Annotated in this window: 15 protein-coding genes; 11 read left to right on the top strand and 4 right to left on the bottom strand. The window is 67.7% G+C overall.

What is annotated here, in order from left to right:
• Nucleotides 1-120: 120 nt before the first annotated feature.
• Nucleotides 121-1155 carry a PHB depolymerase family esterase gene (locus tag FHW84_RS21275; RefSeq protein WP_167258156.1) on the bottom strand — a complete coding sequence of 345 codons (1035 nt, stop codon included), beginning with the start codon at nucleotides 1153-1155 and terminating at the stop codon, nucleotides 121-123.
• A 26-nt stretch (nucleotides 1156-1181) separates the two neighbouring features.
• Entirely contained in the window at nucleotides 1182-3458 is a 2277-nt protein-coding gene (locus FHW84_RS21270; protein ID WP_167258154.1) for a TonB-dependent receptor, read from the bottom strand.
• Between the two features lie 169 nt (nucleotides 3459-3627).
• Between FHW84_RS21270 and FHW84_RS21265 the strand changes: the two genes are divergently transcribed.
• The 10 genes from FHW84_RS21265 to yeiP all read left to right on the top strand — a co-directional run bounded on the left by FHW84_RS21265 (nucleotide 3628) and on the right by yeiP (nucleotide 12209).
• Nucleotides 3628-5025, top strand: coding sequence for a GntP family permease (locus tag FHW84_RS21265; RefSeq protein WP_167258152.1), 1398 nt, complete (start codon nucleotides 3628-3630; stop codon nucleotides 5023-5025).
• A 151-nt stretch (nucleotides 5026-5176) separates the two neighbouring features.
• Entirely contained in the window at nucleotides 5177-5878 is a 702-nt protein-coding gene (locus FHW84_RS21260; protein WP_167258150.1) for an alpha/beta fold hydrolase, read from the top strand.
• Between the two features lie 136 nt (nucleotides 5879-6014).
• Nucleotides 6015-7328 carry an amidohydrolase family protein gene (locus tag FHW84_RS21255; protein ID WP_167258148.1) on the top strand — a complete coding sequence of 438 codons (1314 nt, stop codon included), beginning with the start codon at nucleotides 6015-6017 and terminating at the stop codon, nucleotides 7326-7328.
• The gene (locus FHW84_RS21250) at nucleotides 7325-7813 is read left to right on the top strand and encodes a GNAT family N-acetyltransferase (RefSeq protein WP_167258145.1); all 489 of its coding nucleotides are present in this window, start codon (nucleotides 7325-7327) and stop codon (nucleotides 7811-7813) included. Before FHW84_RS21255 ends, FHW84_RS21250 begins: the two co-directional genes overlap by 4 nt.
• Nucleotides 7814-7823: 10 nt before the next feature.
• Nucleotides 7824-8429, top strand: coding sequence for a YdeI/OmpD-associated family protein (locus FHW84_RS21245; protein WP_167258143.1), 606 nt, complete (start codon nucleotides 7824-7826; stop codon nucleotides 8427-8429).
• Nucleotides 8426-8893, top strand: coding sequence for a GNAT family N-acetyltransferase (locus FHW84_RS21240; protein WP_167258141.1), 468 nt, complete (start codon nucleotides 8426-8428; stop codon nucleotides 8891-8893). The genes FHW84_RS21245 and FHW84_RS21240 overlap by 4 nt, the downstream gene beginning before the upstream one ends.
• A complete protein-coding gene (locus FHW84_RS21235; RefSeq protein WP_167258139.1) occupies nucleotides 8890-9450 on the top strand; it encodes a GNAT family N-acetyltransferase in 561 nt (186 codons plus the stop codon). The genes FHW84_RS21240 and FHW84_RS21235 overlap by 4 nt, the downstream gene beginning before the upstream one ends.
• Before the next feature lie 68 nt (nucleotides 9451-9518).
• Nucleotides 9519-9950 (top strand): inner membrane protein YiaA, encoded by a 432-nt coding sequence (yiaA, locus tag FHW84_RS21230; RefSeq protein WP_167258137.1) that lies wholly within the window; start codon nucleotides 9519-9521, stop codon nucleotides 9948-9950.
• 817 nt (nucleotides 9951-10767) lie between these two features.
• A complete protein-coding gene (locus FHW84_RS21225; protein WP_167258135.1) occupies nucleotides 10768-11535 on the top strand; it encodes an SDR family NAD(P)-dependent oxidoreductase in 768 nt (255 codons plus the stop codon).
• Nucleotides 11536-11642: 107 nt separating this feature from the next.
• Nucleotides 11643-12209 (top strand): elongation factor P-like protein YeiP, encoded by a 567-nt coding sequence (gene yeiP / locus FHW84_RS21220; protein WP_167258133.1) that lies wholly within the window; start codon nucleotides 11643-11645, stop codon nucleotides 12207-12209.
• Between the two features lie 345 nt (nucleotides 12210-12554).
• Here the strand turns inward: yeiP and FHW84_RS21215 are convergent, their stop codons facing one another.
• Together FHW84_RS21215 and FHW84_RS21210 are read right to left on the bottom strand one after the other, a co-directional pair.
• Complete coding sequence (locus FHW84_RS21215) at nucleotides 12555-13334, bottom strand: iron-containing redox enzyme family protein (protein ID WP_208399904.1); 780 nt, start codon at nucleotides 13332-13334, stop codon at nucleotides 12555-12557.
• 199 nt (nucleotides 13335-13533) lie between these two features.
• Entirely contained in the window at nucleotides 13534-14076 is a 543-nt protein-coding gene (locus FHW84_RS21210; protein WP_167258130.1) for a TetR/AcrR family transcriptional regulator, read from the bottom strand.
• A gap of 244 nt (nucleotides 14077-14320) precedes the next feature.
• Between FHW84_RS21210 and FHW84_RS21205 the strand changes: the two genes are divergently transcribed.
• Complete coding sequence (locus tag FHW84_RS21205) at nucleotides 14321-16408, top strand: FUSC family protein (protein WP_167258129.1); 2088 nt, start codon at nucleotides 14321-14323, stop codon at nucleotides 16406-16408.
• Nucleotides 16409-16438: the final 30 nt, after the last annotated feature.

Here is a 16438-nt window from a genome sequence, read left to right as displayed (position 1 = left end):
CCAAGCAGGGTGCCCTCTCTTTTTGGTTACTTTTTCTCTGGGCACGCAGAGAAAAAGTAACTCGCCCCGCGGCAGCGGGGCGAAACCCTCGCCAACGGCGAGACAAGCAAGCGACAGCGCTCACTTCGCGGACGGCAACCCGAGCGCCTCCACGGCACGCACCAGCCAGCGCAGCTGCACCCCCTGCCGCGTGTCGTAATTCGCGCCCGAATACCCCCACCAATCCCAGCATGCCTGCGGATTCAAAGGCGCCATGCTGGCGCGCGTCTGAGGATACAGGACGGCGACGCCGTACACGTCAGCCCAGCGGTTGAAGCCGGCATCCTTGACGAAAGCCTCGCCCACCGCGGTAGCGTTCTGCTTGCAGCCATGGAACGCCACCAGCAGACCGCAAGGCTTGCCGGCAAGACACGACGGCGGCAGGTAGACGTAACCCTCGTCGGCGAGGAACGCATCGGCACCATCCGGCTTGTACGCATTCTGATCGAAGCGGCGCAGCTCACCCTTCGCCTCGCCCGCCGCATGCGCCGGCTTGCCGAACAGCTCGGCGAAGATCTCGCCCGCCGCATCGAAGCCACAATGCCCGAGATACGGCGACACCGACTTGTCGCAATCGTCGCCCTTTGCCGCAATCGGCAGGTTATGCGCGAAATCGCGCGCACCATCGTCATGCACCTTGAAATTCTTCAGCGCCGGATCGCCCGCGCGCAGCTTCTCGTAGAAGCTCGCCGCAGCCTCCGCCACCGAAGGCGCCACCAGCGCATCGCCCTTGCCATGCAGCAGATACACCTTGCCCTTGGCCAGCGCGGCCAGCGAACCGTTCTCGCCCGCTTTCGCGCGCTGGCGCGCCTTCTCCACCAGCGCCGGCACATCCGCCGGCGGCGCACCCTTCATGCAGGTACTGAGCGCCACGTCGAGCTTGCCATCCGCGCATCCGTACGGCCCGCCCGCCACCAGCGCGGCGGCGGGAAAGCGCTCCGGATACGCCAGCTGCACCTGGGTCGCCATATAGGCGCCCGAGGACAGCCCGGCCACCGCGACGCGCGATGCGTCCAGCTTCAACGACGGCAGCGCCGCCACGTCCGCGGCCTGCGCCGCGCCTGCCGCGGCCAGCAGCGCGCACGCCGCCAGCCAGGTTCCCCATCGATGCTTCATCGCCGTGCTCCGCGCCGTGTCCATGCTCAGAAGTTGTAGCGCGCGCTGACATACCAGTTGCGCGGCATGCCGTAGTACGCCGTGCGGATATTGCCCACGCTGGAGAACTCCTGCCCGTCGGTCTTGTACACCTTGTTGGTGGCATTGCGCACGCCGGCGCGGAACTGCCAGTGGCCGTCCAGGGTGTCGTAGATGCCGAACAGGCCCAGCAGGGTATACGCCTTCTGGCTCAGCGCCGCATAGTTGTCCACGCTCAGCCAGGTCTCGCTGCGGTACGACACGTCGCCGCCCAGGGTCAGCGTGCCGGCGTTGCCGATATTGAAGCTCTGGGTCAGCGCCAGGCGGCTGGTCCACTTCGGCGAGAACGGCACGTACTTGTGCAGGTTCGGGTTGTACTGCGGATCGCCGGGAATCAGGCGGTGGTCGTCGAAGCGGTCGTAGCGCGCATCCAGATAACCCACCTGCGCCTGCAGGCGCGTGCCCTCGCCCAGCACGGCGGCGCCTTCGAATTCGATGCCGTCCATCTTCAGCTTGGCCGCATTGATCACCGGGAAGGCGAAGGTCGGGGTGATCGAACCCGGATTCTGGATCTCCGACACGCGCGCCTGGAAATCCTTGTAGTCGCTGTGGAAGGCGGCGATGTTGGCCTGCAGGCGCTGGTCGGCGGAGCGCCACTTCAGGCCCAGCTCGTAGGTCCACACGTATTCCGGCGCGAACTGTGGATTGCGCGCCTCGTTGGCATCGTTGGCGCGGCCGTTGAAGCCGCCGGACTTGAAGCCGCGCGCGGCCGAGACATACACCATGGTCTGCGGATCGAGCTGCTTCTGCAGGCTCACCGTGGGCGTCCATGCGCTCCAGCGCTTGCTCTTGTCCAGCGCCACCGTGCCGTTGAGCGCGGTGAACGGCACGCCCCAGAAGGTGCTGGTGGTGCGGTAGTAGTCCTTGTCGTCGCTGCTGTAGCGCACGCCCGCGGCCAGGGTCCACGAGGGCACGAACTGCCAGTTGACGTGGGCGAAGCCGGCGTAGCTGGTGGTCTTCAGGTCGTCGTCGATGGTGCGCAGGAAAGTGATCTGGCGGCCGGCCAGCGCGAACAGGTCGTTGGCATAGGCTTCCTGGTGCGAGGGTACCGTCTCGCGCAGGTAGTACAGGCCGTACACCGCCTGCAGGTTGCTGCCATTGTCGTACTGCAGCTGCAGTTCCTGGCTGGTCTGCTTCTGGTGGAAATCCACCAGCACGTCGCCGAGCTGGTACTGCGAGGCGTCGATGTCGATATACGAATCGCTGTTGAGCTTGCGGAACGCACTGATGCTCTTGAGCGTCCACTGGTCGTTGAGCTTCCAGCTCAGGTTGAGCGCGGCGCCTTCGTGCTTGAGCTTCTGGCCCCGGTCGGGATCGAACGAGGTGCGCGTCTGGAAGTTGTATTTCCGGTCGAGGTCGGGCTTGTACAGCACCACCGGACCCAGCACCAGGTCGGTGCGGATCAAGGGGGACACCGGCTGGCCCAGGGTGAGGCCGGTGTCCTGCCTGGTGTAGTCCAGGCTCAGCACCGCGTCGAAGCGATCGGAGGGGTGGTAGCGCAGCTTGGCGCGCACCGCCTTGGTGTCCTCGTCATTGTATTCGTGATTGGTCGACGGGTCCTTGACGTAGCCGTCCGTCCTGGTCGCCACGCCGGCGATCGAGGCCGACCAGGCGCCGCCCAGCGCACCGCTCAGATAGAACTTGCCTTCGCGCCGGCCGAAGCGGCCGAAGGTCACTTCGGCCGCGCCTTCGGTCTGCTCGCCGGGATTGCGCGTCACCACCTTCACCGCGCCGCCGGTGGAGTTCTTGCCGTACAGCGTACCCTGCGGGCCGCGCAGCACTTCCACGCGCTCCACGTCGAACAGGTTCAGCAGCGCGCCCTGGATGCGCGAGTAGTAGACGTCGTCCACGTACATGCCGACGCCGGGATCGAAGGTCTGCAGCGCGTCGGGCTGGCCGATGCCGCGGATGAAGATGTTCACCGCCGAGGACGAACCGCGTCCCTGCACGATATTGAGATTGGGCACCGCGCCCTGCAGGCCGTCGATATTCATCGCCTGCAGGTCTTTCAGGTCTTCGCCGCTGAAGGCAGTGACCGCCACCGGCACCTTTTCCAGCGACTCCTCGCGGCGCCGCGCGCTGACGGTGATCTCCTCCAGCTGCTTGGCCTCCGTCTTCTTCGCGGCCGGCTGATTGCCGCTGTCCGCCGCCTGCTGCGCGTGCAGCGGCAGGCAGGACAGGCTCACGACCAGGCCGATGGCCAGACTCAAACGCGTGCGCTTCATGGTTCCCCTCGCAATGAAGAACAGCCCCTCACCCGGGCTGCCGATGCCGGGCAATGTAGGCAGGGCCGGCAGATGGGGCACTTGTACCTTCGTACAGTGCCGTGACTGAAGGCACATCCGGATACTCGCCGCCGTTGCGTCTTTGGCGTCGCCGCGAGGAAGTTCCCGGATGTCGTTCCTGATCGTGCTGGCCGCACTGTGTTTCCTGATGCTGGCGGCTTACCGCGGCTACAGCGTGATCCTGTTCGCGCCGCTGGCCGCGCTGGGTGCGGTGCTGCTGACCGACCCGTCCCTGGTCGCGCCGATGTTCACCGGCCTGTTCATGGACCGCATGGTGGGCTTCCTCAAGCTGTATTTCCCGGTGTTCATGCTGGGCGCGGTGTTCGGCAAGCTGATCGAGATGTCGGGTTTCTCCAAGGCGATCGTGGCCGCCACCATCGGGCTGGTCGGGCGCGGGCGGGCGATGCTGTCGATCGTGCTGGTATGCGCGCTGCTCACCTACGGCGGCGTGTCGCTGTTCGTGGTGGTGTTCGCGGTGTATCCGTTCGCCGCGGAACTATTCCGCCAGGCGGACATCCCCAAGCGCCTGATCCCCGGCACCATCGCGCTGGGCGCGTTCACCTTCACCATGGATGCGCTGCCGGGCACGCCGCAGATCCAGAACATCATCCCTACTTCGTTCTTCGGCACCACGGCATGGGCCGCGCCGTGGCTGGGCACGCTGGGCGCGGTGTTCATCCTGATCGTTGGCCTGGCCTATCTGGAATCGCGCCGCCGCCGCGCCGCGGCGGCCGGCGAAGGCTACGGCCAGGCGCTGGCGAACGAGCCGGCGCCGTTCGAGGGCACGCGCCTGGCGCATCCGCTGGTGGCGCTGCTGCCGCTGGTGGTGGTGGGCGTGGCGAACAAGCTGCTGGCGGACGCGATGCCGCGCTTCTACGGCGCCACGCAATCCTTCGTGCCGGCGGTGATCGGCGACGCCAAGCCCGTGGTGCAGGAGGTCTCCAAGCTCGCCGCGATCTGGGCGGTGGAAGGCGCGCTGCTGCTGGGCATCGCCTGCGTGCTGGCATTCGCGTGGAAGCCGGTGAAGCAATCCTTCGCCGAGGGCAGCAAGGCCGCGGTCGGCGGCGCGCTGCTGGCTTCGATGAATACCGCTTCGGAATATGGCTTCGGCGCGGTGATCGCCGCCCTGCCCGGCTTCAAGCTGATCGCCGATGCCTTGCACGCCATTCCCAATCCGCTGGTGAACCAGGCCATCTCGATCACCGCGCTGGCCGGCATCACCGGTTCGGCTTCCGGCGGCATGGGCATCGCGCTGGGTGCGATGGCCGATACCTTCATCAAGAACGCGCAGGCCGCCGGCATTCCGATGGAGGTGCTGCACCGCATTGCGGCGATGGCCTCCGGCGGCATGGACACGCTGCCGCACAACGGCGCGGTGATCACCTTGCTGGCGGTGACCGGGCTGACCCACCGCCAGTCTTACCGCGACATTTTCGCCATCACGCTGATCAAGACCGCGGCTGTCTTCGTGGCGATCGGCGGCTATTACCTGCTGGGCCTGGTCTAGTTCCATGACGTCTAGCTCCATGACGTCTAGCTCCACGAAGTCCGGCCCCATGGCGGAACGCGTCGCTTGCGATACGGAGCCGCGCCTTGCGCGCGGTTCCACACCGTTCCGCCACGGCGGGACTCGTCAAAGCGAAGGGAGCGAAAGCGCGATGTCGATCGAACGATGGGGTAAGGGCCTGCTGGCCCTGTTGTTGCTGATACCGGCGGTAAGCCTGCATGCCGCCTGCGTGGACAGCGTGGTGCTGGTGCACGGCAATACCGGCAGTCCCAGCGATTTCCAGAATACCTACAACGCCCTGGTGCAGCACGGCTATACCGACGCGCAGATCTACGCGCCGAGCTGGGGCAATGCGCTGTGCGCGGCCTGCAACGACCATAACGGCAGCGAAGAGACGCCGGTGGCGAATGCGCTCAAGGCGGCGATCGCCGGTTCGTGCACCGGGCGCATCGACGTGCTCGGCCATTCGATGGGCGCCACGCTGGCCGCGCGCGAAATCGACAAGCTCGGCCTGTCCGGCAAGGTCGACGTGTTCGTCGGCATCGCCGGTGCGTTCCACGGGCTGTGGTCGTGCGGCACCTATCCGTTCAACGTGGCGACCAGCACCTGCGGCTACTGGGGCCTGTCGGTGGGCAGCCCGCTGCTGGGCAGCCTGGCCGGCAAGCGCTTCGGGCAGAAGATGTATTCGATCAAGTCGTGGATCGACGAAATCAACTGCTACGGCGGCGTGTGCACGGTGGGCGGGGTGCATACCTCGAGCATCGACGGCGAGAACGGCAGCCTGACGTATGCGTATGGGCATTACGGCCTGCTGTGGTACACGGCGGCGGACCAGGTGTCGCTGCTGCAATAGCGCCCAGTGTAGGTTGGAGTGAGCAACGCGAACTCCAACACCGGCCTGGCCGCAGCGACCGTCGGGGTTCGCTGCGCTCACCCCAACCTACGCCACTCCTCGCTATCATCGGGCACTTCCACCGAAGGAAGCCCGCATGCCCCCGCGCTGGAAAACCCGCCTGCTCGCCGCCCTGCTCGCCTGCCTGTCCCTGCCCGCGGCGGCGGCCGACACCTTGCTGCTGCCCGCGCGCGTCTGGACCGGCGACGGCAACCAGGCCCACGCCGGCTGGGCCGTGCTGGTCCACGACGGCGCCATCGCCGCGGTCGGCCCCGCTGCGGGCATCCAGCCGCCGGCCGGCGCGCGCCGCGTCGAACTGCCGGGCGCCACCCTGCTGCCCGGCCTGATCGACCTGCATTCGCACCTGTTCCTGCATCCGTACAACGAGACGCTGTGGAACGACCAGGTGCTGAAGGAGCCGCAGGACTACCGCACGCTGGAAGCGGCGAAGCACGCGCGCGACACCTTGCTGTCCGGCTTCACCGCGCTGCGCGACCTGGGCACCGAAGGCGCCGGCTATGCGGACGTTTCGGTCAAGCGCGCCATCGACGAAGGCCTGATCCCGGGCCCGCGCCTGTTCGTCGCCACCCGCGCCATCGTCGCCAGTTCCAGCTACGGCCCCGGCCCGCGCGGCTTCCGCCCGGACCTGGACCTGCCCGGCGGCGCGCAGGAAATCAGCGGCGCGGACGAAGCCATGCGCGCGGTGCGCGAACAGGCCGGCCGCGGCGCCGACTGGATCAAGCTGTATGCCGACTACCGCGTCGGCCCCGGCGGCGGCACCGCGCCCACGCTTACCGCGGCGGAACTGAAAGCCATCGTCGACACCGCCCATCTCTCCGGCCGGCCGGTGGCCGCGCATGCCGCCAGCGATGCCGGCGTGCGCATGGCGGTGGAAGCCGGCGTGGACAGCGTCGAGCACGGCTACGGCGCGAGCGAAGCCACCTTCCGCCTGATGAAGCAGCGCGGCGTGGCCTACGAGCCCACACTCACCGCGGTCGAAGCCACCGCCGAATATTTCGAGCACTACGTGCCCGGCAAGAGCGAGCCGACCGAACGCATGAAGGAAGCCGGGCGCGCGTTCGGCACCGCCATGAAACTGGGCGTGACCATCGGCAACGGCAGCGACGTCGGCGTGTTCGCGCACGGCAGCAACTGGCGCGAGCCGGCCGCGATGGTGCGCGCGGGCATGACGCCGGCGCAGGCGCTGCATGCCGCCACCGACGTGGCCGCGCGCATCCTGCGCGAGCAGGAGCGCTTGGGCCGCATCGCGCCGGGCCTGCGCGCCGACCTGGCCGCGTTCGCCGGCGATCCCAGCGAGCGCATTAGCGATCTGCAGCATCCGGTGTTCGTGATGAAGGACGGCACCGTCTACCGCACTCCCGACGACAAGCCCACCAGCAGCGAACCATGAGCCAAGCTTTTCTGATCCGCCCCATCGAGCCGCGCGACGATGCCGACGTCGCCGCGATCATCCGCGCCGTGATGCCGGAGTTCGGCGCCGACGGCCCCGGCTTCGCCATCCACGATGCCGAAGTGGATGGCATGCATGCCGCGTATTCGCGTCCGCGCAGTGCGTACTTCGTCGTCGAAGTGAACGGCCGGGTGGTGGGCGGCGGCGGCGTGGCGCCGCTGGAAAACGGCGACGCCGATGTATGCGAGCTGCGCAAGATGTATTTTCTGCCCGCCGCGCGCGGCATCGGCGCCGGCGGCGCCATGATGGAGCGCTGCCTGGACGCGGCCCGCGCACATGGATTCAAGCGCTGCTATCTGGAAACGCTCACCGGCATGGACGCGGCGCAATCGCTCTACCGCCGCAGCGGCTTCACCACGCTGTGCGGGCCGATGGGCGGCACCGGGCATTTCAGTTGCGACCAGTTCTTTATCCGCGAGCTGTGAGGACAGCGCCATGAGCAGCCACGATCCGCGCATCGATGCGTATATCGCCAAATCCGCCGAGTTCGCGCGGCCGATCCTGGAACAGATCCGCGCCACCGTGCACGCCGCCTGCCCCGAGGCGGAAGAAACGCTGAAATGGAGCATGCCCTACTTCAGCTACCGGGGCGCGCTGATGTGCGGCATGGCGGCGTTCAAGCAGCATGCAAGCCTGCATTTCTGGCACTACAAGGAACTGTTCGGCGAGACGGCCGACGACGCCGGGGAAGGCATGGGCCAGTTCGGCAAGCTCGCTTCCGTGCGCGACCTGCCTGCGAAGAAGGAACTGGCCGCCTGCGTAAAGAAGGCGATGAAGCTGATCGAAGGCGGCGCCACGCGCGCGCGCCCGCAGGCCGCGCCGAAGGCGGCGCCAGCCATGCCGGAAGATCTCGCCGCCCTGCTCGCGCAGAAAAAGCACGCCGCCGCGCGCAAGACCTTCGACGGCTTCAGCGCCAGCATGCAGCGCGAATACCTTGAATGGATCGGCGAAGCCAAGACTGGCGCCACCCGCCAGAAACGCCTCGCCACCACCCTGGAATGGCTGGCCGAGGGCAAGCAACGCAACTGGAAGTACATGTGAAGACGCGACCGCAGCTCAGTTTCGCCATCGAGGATCCGGGCACGCCGGACATCCTGCCGCTGACCCAGCAATTGGACGGCTATCTGGCCGGGCTCTATCCCACCGCCAACATCCAGCCGGTGGCGCTGGATGAACTGCGCCGCGCCAATGTCGCCTTCGTCACTGCCCGCGTGGATGGCACGCCGGTGGCCTGCGGCGCCTGCGTCGACGAAGGCGACTACGTGGAGGTCAAGCGCATGTACGTGCTGCCGGCCTGCCGCGGACTGGGCCTGGGCAAGCAGCTGCTGGAAGCGCTGGAACAGCAGGTGCACGCGCGCGGCGGCCGCATCGTGCGCCTGGAAACCGGCACGGCCCAGGCCGAGGCGCTGGAGCTGTACGAACGCGCCGGCTATCGCCGCTGCCCGCCGTTCGGCAGCCATCGCTCCAATCCGCAGAGCGTGTGCATGGAGAAGGTGCTCGCATGATCCGCATTGCCGTTCCTGAAGATGCCGCCGCGATCCATGCCATCTACACCCCGCACGTGCTGCAGGGCATGGCCACGTTCGAGACCGAACTGCCCGGGGAAGCCACGATGCGCGAACGCATCGATGCGCGCCTGCGGCACTATCCGTGGATCGTGTGGGAGGAGCAGGGCCGCCTGCTCGCCTATGCCTACGCCAGCCGCTTCCGCGAACGGGCGGCCTACGACTGGATCGCCGAAACCTCGATCTACGTGCACGAAGACGCGCAGCGCCGCGGCATCGCGCGCCGCCTCTACGGCGTGCTGCTGGACGGCATGCGCCTGCAGGGCATCAACCAGGCGGTGGGCGTGATCACCATGCCCGGCGCGGCCAGCGTGAGCATGCACGAGTCGATGGGCTTCACCCCCGCGGGCATCTGGCGCAAGGCCGGCTACAAGCTGGGGCAATGGTGGGACGTGGGCGTGTGGCAGAAGGAACTGCAGGCGCCGGTGGTGCCGCCGCCGGCGGTGATTCCGTTCGCGCAGCTGCGCGAGCGGGACGCGTGGAAAGCGCTGCTGTAGCAAACGGCGCGGCTTCGATTAGGATGGCCGCGCCGCCCCGCCGGGGCACCCCACGCAAAGGAACTGCCATGAAGCCCCTGCCCCAGAAGCCCTCGCCCGCCTTTATCGCCGTGTCCTGGGCAGCCCTGCTGGCGGGCTTCCTGGCCTTCGTGACCGGCTTGTGGAACGCCGGCATGCAGCTCAACGAGAAGGGCTATTACTTCACCGTGCTGATGTACGGCCTGTTCTCCGCGGTGTCGGTGCAGAAGAGCGTGCGCGACCGCCTGGAAGGCATCCCGGTCACCAACATCTATTACGGCCTGAGCTGGGTGTCGGTGCTGCTGAGCATCGTGCTGCTGGTGGTGGGGCTGTGGAACGCCACCCTGGCGCTTAGCGAGAAGGGCTTCTACGGGATGTCGTACGCGCTGGCCCTGTTCGCGGCGATCGCGGTGCAGAAGAACACGCGCGACAGCCAGGCGGCGGAGGGTTCGGACGCCCGGGACTACGCGGCCTCCGAGTAACCGCCACTTGCCCCCTCTCCCCTCCGGGCGACCCGAAGGTAGTCCCTGTAGGAGAGAGGGTTGGGGTGAGCAACGGTCTTGCCTCATCGTCTCAACTTCGTCATCCCGGCGCAGGCCTCGCTCGTCATTCCAGCGAAAGCTGGAATCCAGGGACTTTGTCGCTCGGTTGTTGCGTTGACGGTTGGGTGTCTCGCCGTTGGCGAGGGTTTCGCCCCGCTGCCGCGGGGCGAGTTACTTCTTCTTTGCGTGCCCAATCCCCTCAAGGGGGACCTCGAGAAGAAGTAACCAAGAAGAAAGGGCACCCTGCTTGGCGCCCTCAGCAGCGCAGCTGCTGAGGGTCCGTGAGGGCTGGCCGGGCTTTTTGACAGGGCATCCTTGCCCTGATCAAAAAGGCGGGGACGTCCTGTCCCCGCCCCCCTTGCGGGGGCCTTTTCGTCCAGCCCTCACCGCCGGCGCCAAGGGGACCCGGTGGATCAAGAGCAGAAGCGCGCAAGCGGAACGCTGCGGCTACGCCGCATGCTCTTCGTTCGATTGTCGCCCCGCCCGTCATCCCCCTCTCCCCGCTGGGGAGAGGGTTGGGGTGAGGGGCCGGGCGGAGCGGTGAAGCAGAAGCAGTAAATGCGCTGCGCTCCATCGATCCGCCACCGCGGGCCCCGCCCCTCATCCGGCTGCCGCCACCTTCCTCGCTCCTCAAAGCAGGGCACATCCGTGTGCCCTCCCCGCGTGCTCCCCGGCGGGGAGAAGGGTTCCACCAGCAAGCGCATTCCCCAGCTCCTCGGCTACCATTCCGCTTTTCGGCATTCCCGAGGACGTACCCATGCAGCTCCAGCAGGTCAAGGCGATCATCACCGGCGGCGCCTCCGGTCTCGGCTACGCCGTGGCGCAGCGCCTGGTCGCCGCCGGCGGCCAGGTCGCGCTGTTCGACGTGAACGAGGACAAGGGCCAGGAAGCGGCCAAGGCGCTGGGCGCCGCCGCGCGCTTCCTGCGTACCGACGTCACCTCCGAAGACGGCGTGTCCGCCAACGTGGCCGCGGCCCGCGACGCCATGGGCGGCCTCAACGTGGTGATGAACTGCGCCGGCATCCTGGGCGCCGGCCGCGTGCTGGGCAAGGAAGGCCCGATGCCGCTGGGCACCTTCGCCGGCACGGTGATGGTCAACCTGGTGGGCAGCTTCAACGTGGCCAAGGCCGGCGCGGCCCTGATGCAATCCAACGAAGCGGGCGAGGACGGCGAGCGCGGCGTGATCGTCAATACCGCCAGCGTGGCCGCCTACGAAGGCCAGATCGGCCAGGCCGCGTATTCGGCCTCCAAGGGCGGCGTGGTCGGCATGACCTTGCCGATGGCGCGCGAGCTGTCGCGCTTCGGCATCCGCGTGGCGACCATCGCGCCGGGCATCTTCTGGACCCCGATGGTCGACGGCATGCCGCCGCAGGTGCAGGAGGCGCTGTCCGCGTCCATCCCGTTCCCGTCGCGCCTGGGCAAGCCGGAGGAGTTCGCCGAGCTGGTGGCCTTCATCCTGACCAACCGCTACATCAACGGCGAAACCATCCGCCTCGACGGCGCGGTGCGCCTGCAGCCAAAGTAAGGGAATAGGGAGTCGGGAATAGGGAATAGCAAAGGCAAAACCCTGCCAGACTCCCTCGCCCCGCTCTTCCTATTCCCAACTCCCTATTCCCGACTCCCTAAAAATCCATGAAAGCTTCCGACGTCAAGAAAGGCAACGTGGTCGAACATGAAGGCACCGTGTACCAGGTGCGCGACATCGAGCGCAGCTCGCCCACCGCGCGCGGCGGCAACGTGACGTTCCGCTTCACCCTGTATTCCATCCCCGGCGCACGCAAGTTCGATCTGAGCCTGCGCGCCGACGACGACCTGAAGGAAATGGACCTGGTGCGCCGCGCGGCCAACTATTCCTACAAGGACGGCGAGGCGTTCGTGTTCATGGACGCGGAGGACTACACGCAGTACCTGCTCGGTCCGGAACTGGTCGGCGAGAACGCCGGCTACATCGTCGAGGACACCGAAGGCTTCTACGTGCAGCTGATCGACGACGCGCCGGTGGGCCTGCAGGTGCCGACCAGCGTGATGCTGGAAGTGGTGGACACCGCGCCGGAACTGAAGGGCGCCAGCGCCACCAAGCGCACCAAGCCGGCCAGGCTCAGCACCGGCGTGGAAATCCAGGTGCCGGAATACATCACCAACGGCGAGAAGGTGTGGGTGAACACCACCACCGGCGAATTCGGCGGCCGCGCCTCGTAAACCTTGCGCGCAAAAAAAGGCCCGTGAAAATCACGGGCCGAAATGGGCATCACCCGATTCACCCTTGGGAGGCCGTCGCACCGAAGCGCGCCAGCCTCCCCCTTCCTGCGCGGGCCGCGCGCTCCCGGCCGCACGGCTCCGCCTTGATCGTTGCGCTCAAGCGCATGTTGCCGGCGAGGCCTCTGCCTCGCCGCAAGGTTTACGGGTCCAGCGCCTCATGCGCCGGACCCGCCCCCTGCTGACCCCGCCCGGCGCGCTGATCAGCTGCGGCACGTCCTGTGCCCGGCGCATCCATTCGCCGCAGGGAGACCCGGCTCCATGGGTATCCCTCCTTCCCAACCCCCATCAGACCGCTTCAGCCAGCCCCTGGGTGCCCGCCAGGGAGGCCGCCGGGCGCATCAACGCCAGCTGCGCGGTCCAGAACTGATCCCACAGATCGCAATAGCGCAGGCACAGCGACTGCACGCGCGGATAGTGTTCCGGCGTGAGCGCCTGCGTGAGCGCAAGCCACAGGTCGTTCTCGTGATCGTCGTCGGCCGCTTCGGCGCTGACGTCCTCGCTGACGCCGTGCACGAAGTAGTAGCCGTCGTCGACGTCGATGCCCAGCGCGCGGGTGGCTTCGCGCAGCGGCGCGCTGTACAGGATCACTTCCTCTTCCGCGGCGGCGAGCAGCACCACCACGTCGAGATAGTCGCCATAGCTGTGCTCGAGGAATTCGCGCACCTTGCGCGAGATGCGGCTGGCCGGATACGACTGCCGCTGCTGCAGGCTGATGCCGTAGTCGTCCAGCACGCGCTCGAACAGCGGGTAATGCGCGTAGGCCGGATTGCCGCGGTAATAGCCCTCGGCGTCGAGGCCGGGGCGGAAGCCGAATTCGTCCAGGTCGTTGAGCGTGATCAGGAACCGCGGCGCCAGCTTGGAACCCGGCGGCAGGCGCGGTTCCAGCTGGCGCGTCTGCAGCTGCGCGGCGAGCAGTGCGTCGGTGAAGATCTGCACGATCGCGTGGCGGTATTCCAGATGGATCGTGCGCATCGCTTCGAGATCGAGCGTGCCGCTGTTGAGCACGCCGATCGCGCGATGGCGCGCCACCGGATGCGTGGAGATCAGTTGCCGAAGGTTTTCCACGAAGCCGGCATTCCGTTGCCAGAGGGCCGGCGCAACGCTCGCCCGCATGGCGGCGATCGCCTTCCTGCGGGGTTGATCCAGATCAGCCATCAACGAAGGCATGGTTGTTCCCCCTGGGTTTGCCTGCACGAACAGCCAAAACCAAACGTTTGGTTTTCTACCAGACGGTACGCCCCCGTGTAAAGCGCTTTTTTCGGAGCTACAAGAGGTTACGCACCTGTTTACTGCATTCCCGCAAGGCTTCCTCTTCCCCGGCGATCTGCAGCCAGATCACCGCCCCCTCGATCCGCGCCAGGGCGTCCGTGGCCAGGCTGCGGGCCTGCGCCTCGCCGTGGCGGGGGGCCAGCAGGCCGGCCAGCAGGTCGCGCCAGTCGCGGAAGAACTGCTGGATCATGCCGCGCGCCTCCTCGCTCTCCTGCAGGGCGTCCGGCCATAAGTGAACCAGCGCGCAGACCCGGTGCTGGATGTAATAGCTCTCCACCGCGTCGACCATGCCGTCCAGGCGCTGCTTCTCGCTCAGGTCGGTGCGCCGCGCCTCCTCGAAAACGCCGTTCTCGAACAGTCCGATGACATGCTGCACCACTTCGATCAGCAAGCGCTCCTTGTTCGGAAAGTGATGATAGATGCTGCCCTTGAGCAATCCGGTCGCCCGGCCGATGTCGGCCATCGAAGTGCGCCGGTATCCCTTGCTCCTGAACAGCGACAGCGACACCTCGATCAGATTGGATGGATCAGTTTTCATAATGGCCTTCCAGATTGCACAAACCGGGCATCCATCCCGGGACACCGCGGCGACCTACTGTAAGTGATTTGACTGTAAGCGATTTGGGCAGCCGGACGGCCCCGGCCGCGCCCGCCCTTCGACCTATGCACTTTCGCCGGGAAATAAAGCCCTCGGCATGCGCTGATTGCAGGCGCCGCATCCCACCCTCTTCAGCCCTGCTCAGGCAGAATCCCTTAAATCGTTTAGGAGCGAACGAGAACCCATGCCCGCCAGCGGCTATTCGCTACGCGCCACCGTCATCGAGAGCCTGCTGACCGCCAAGCGCCCCGACGTGCCGCCGCGCGTCGTGCTGCGCAATACCGCTGCGGTGATCCTGCCGCTGGGGCTGGGCCTGGCCACCGGCCATGCGGAAATCGGCCTGGGCGTGGCCGCCGGCGCCCTGGACACCATGTTCTCGGACCAGCCCGGCCCTTACCGCCAGCGCATGTGGCAGCTGTTCCTCGCCTCGCTGGCGGCGGCGCTGGCCTCCGTGCTGGGCTTCCTGCTCGGCGACCAGCTGGCGCCGATGCTGGTGGCCACGGCGGCATTCGGTTTCTTCGGCGGCCTGCTGGTGGTGTTCGGCACCGACATTGCGCGCGTGGGCATGACCAGCATGATCCTGCTGGTGGTCACCGCCGCCTCGCCCACCACGCTCACCGGGGCGCTGAGCGGCGCGGGGCTGATCTTCGCCGGCGGCCTGCTGCTGGCGCTGTTCTCGGTGGCGGCATGGCCGCTGCAACGCTATCGGCCGGAGCGGCATGCGCTGGCGGCGGTGTATCGCGGCCTGTCGAGCCTGGCCAGGCAGCAGGCGCACGACGACGCGGACGTGCCCGCGCTCACCGACGCGATGACCACGCTGCAGCACACCCTGCTGGGCCGCCATCACGCCAATGGGCGTGCGATGGAGGCATTCCGCGTGCTGCTGGAGATCGCCGAACGCATCCGCCTGGAACTCACCGCCATGGCCGAGCTGCGCACCAACCCCGGCGTGCACGCGATGTTCCGCGGCGACGCCGCGCGCGTGCTCGCCGCCATTGCGGACGCGCTGGAAGCGGCCGAACCGCCGCAGCAGGCCGAGCGCGCGCTGCAGACCCTGCAGGCCAGCGAGAACGCCCTGCTGGGCCGCGGCGGCTCCGGCGATGGCCTGGCCGCGCATATCCATGCCTTGTCGGGCCAGCTCGCGGCGGCGGTGCGCAACGCCAACTGGGCCGGCAGCCGCGGCGAGCTGCGCGCCTCGGCGGCGGAAACGCCGCTGCCGGCGGCGCTGCGCGCGGATTCCGCGCTGTCGATCCTGCGCGCCAACCTCACGCCGCATTCGGTGGCGTTCCGCCATGCGGTGCGCAGCGCGGTATGCCTGAGCGTGGCGCTGTTCGTCGCGCGCAAGCTGGCGCTGCCGCATGGCTACTGGCTGCCGATGACGGCGGCCATCGTGCTGCGCCCGGATTTCGGCGCCACCTTCAATTTCGGCCTGCTGCGCGTGGTCGGCACCGTGCTCGGCCTGGTGCTGACCACGGCGGTGCTGCACTTCACGCCGCACGATCCATGGGCGCACCTGGCGGTGATGGCAGTGCTGTGCATGGCGTTCCGCTACCTGGCCAATGCGCACTACGGCATCGCGGTGGCGGCGCTGACCGGCACGGTGGTGATCCTGCTGTCGTTCGAAGGCGTCAATTCCAGCGCGGCGGTGGCCGACCGCGTGCTCAACACGGCGCTGGGCTGCGGCATGGCCCTGCTCGCCTACGTGCTGTGGCCCACCTGGGAACGCGGCCGCGCACGCGCCGCCCTGGCCGACATGCTGGACGCCTACGCCGGCTACCTGCAGTGCCTGGCGCGCCCCGGCCGCCGCGACGCGCAGCGCGAGTCGCGCACCGCCGCGCGCACCGCGCGCAGCAATGCGCAGGCCTCGCTGGACCGCATGCGCGCGGAGCCGGCCACGCCCACGCAGCTGATGGACCTGGCCAGCACGCTGTTCGCCAACGGCAACCGCCTGGCGCGCACCGCCATGACGCTGGAAGCGGTGATCGACGACCACGAGGCCCTGCCCGAAGCCACCGAGATTGGCGCCTTCGTCGAGCACGTCGCCGCCGCCCTGCACACCATCGCCACCGCCCTGCGCGATCACCGCGCGCCCACCGACCTGCCCGACCTGCGCGCATTGCAGCGCAGCCTGGCCTCGCTGCTGGCGATGGCCGAGGACCGCCGCGCGGCGGAGCTGCTGGAGCGCCTGAGCGACCGGCTAGTGGACAACGTGAATACGCTGGCGCACATCGTGGGGCGCGGCGAGCGGGAGAAGACGGCGGCCGCTGCTTGATCGTCATTCCGGCCTGCGCCGGAATGACGA

Origin of the sequence: Dyella sp. SG562 (genome assembly GCF_011759495.1) — a bacterium.
Lineage (GTDB): Bacteria > Pseudomonadota > Gammaproteobacteria > Xanthomonadales > Rhodanobacteraceae > Dyella_D > Dyella_D marensis.
This window is presented reverse-complemented; position numbering and strand designations above follow the sequence as displayed.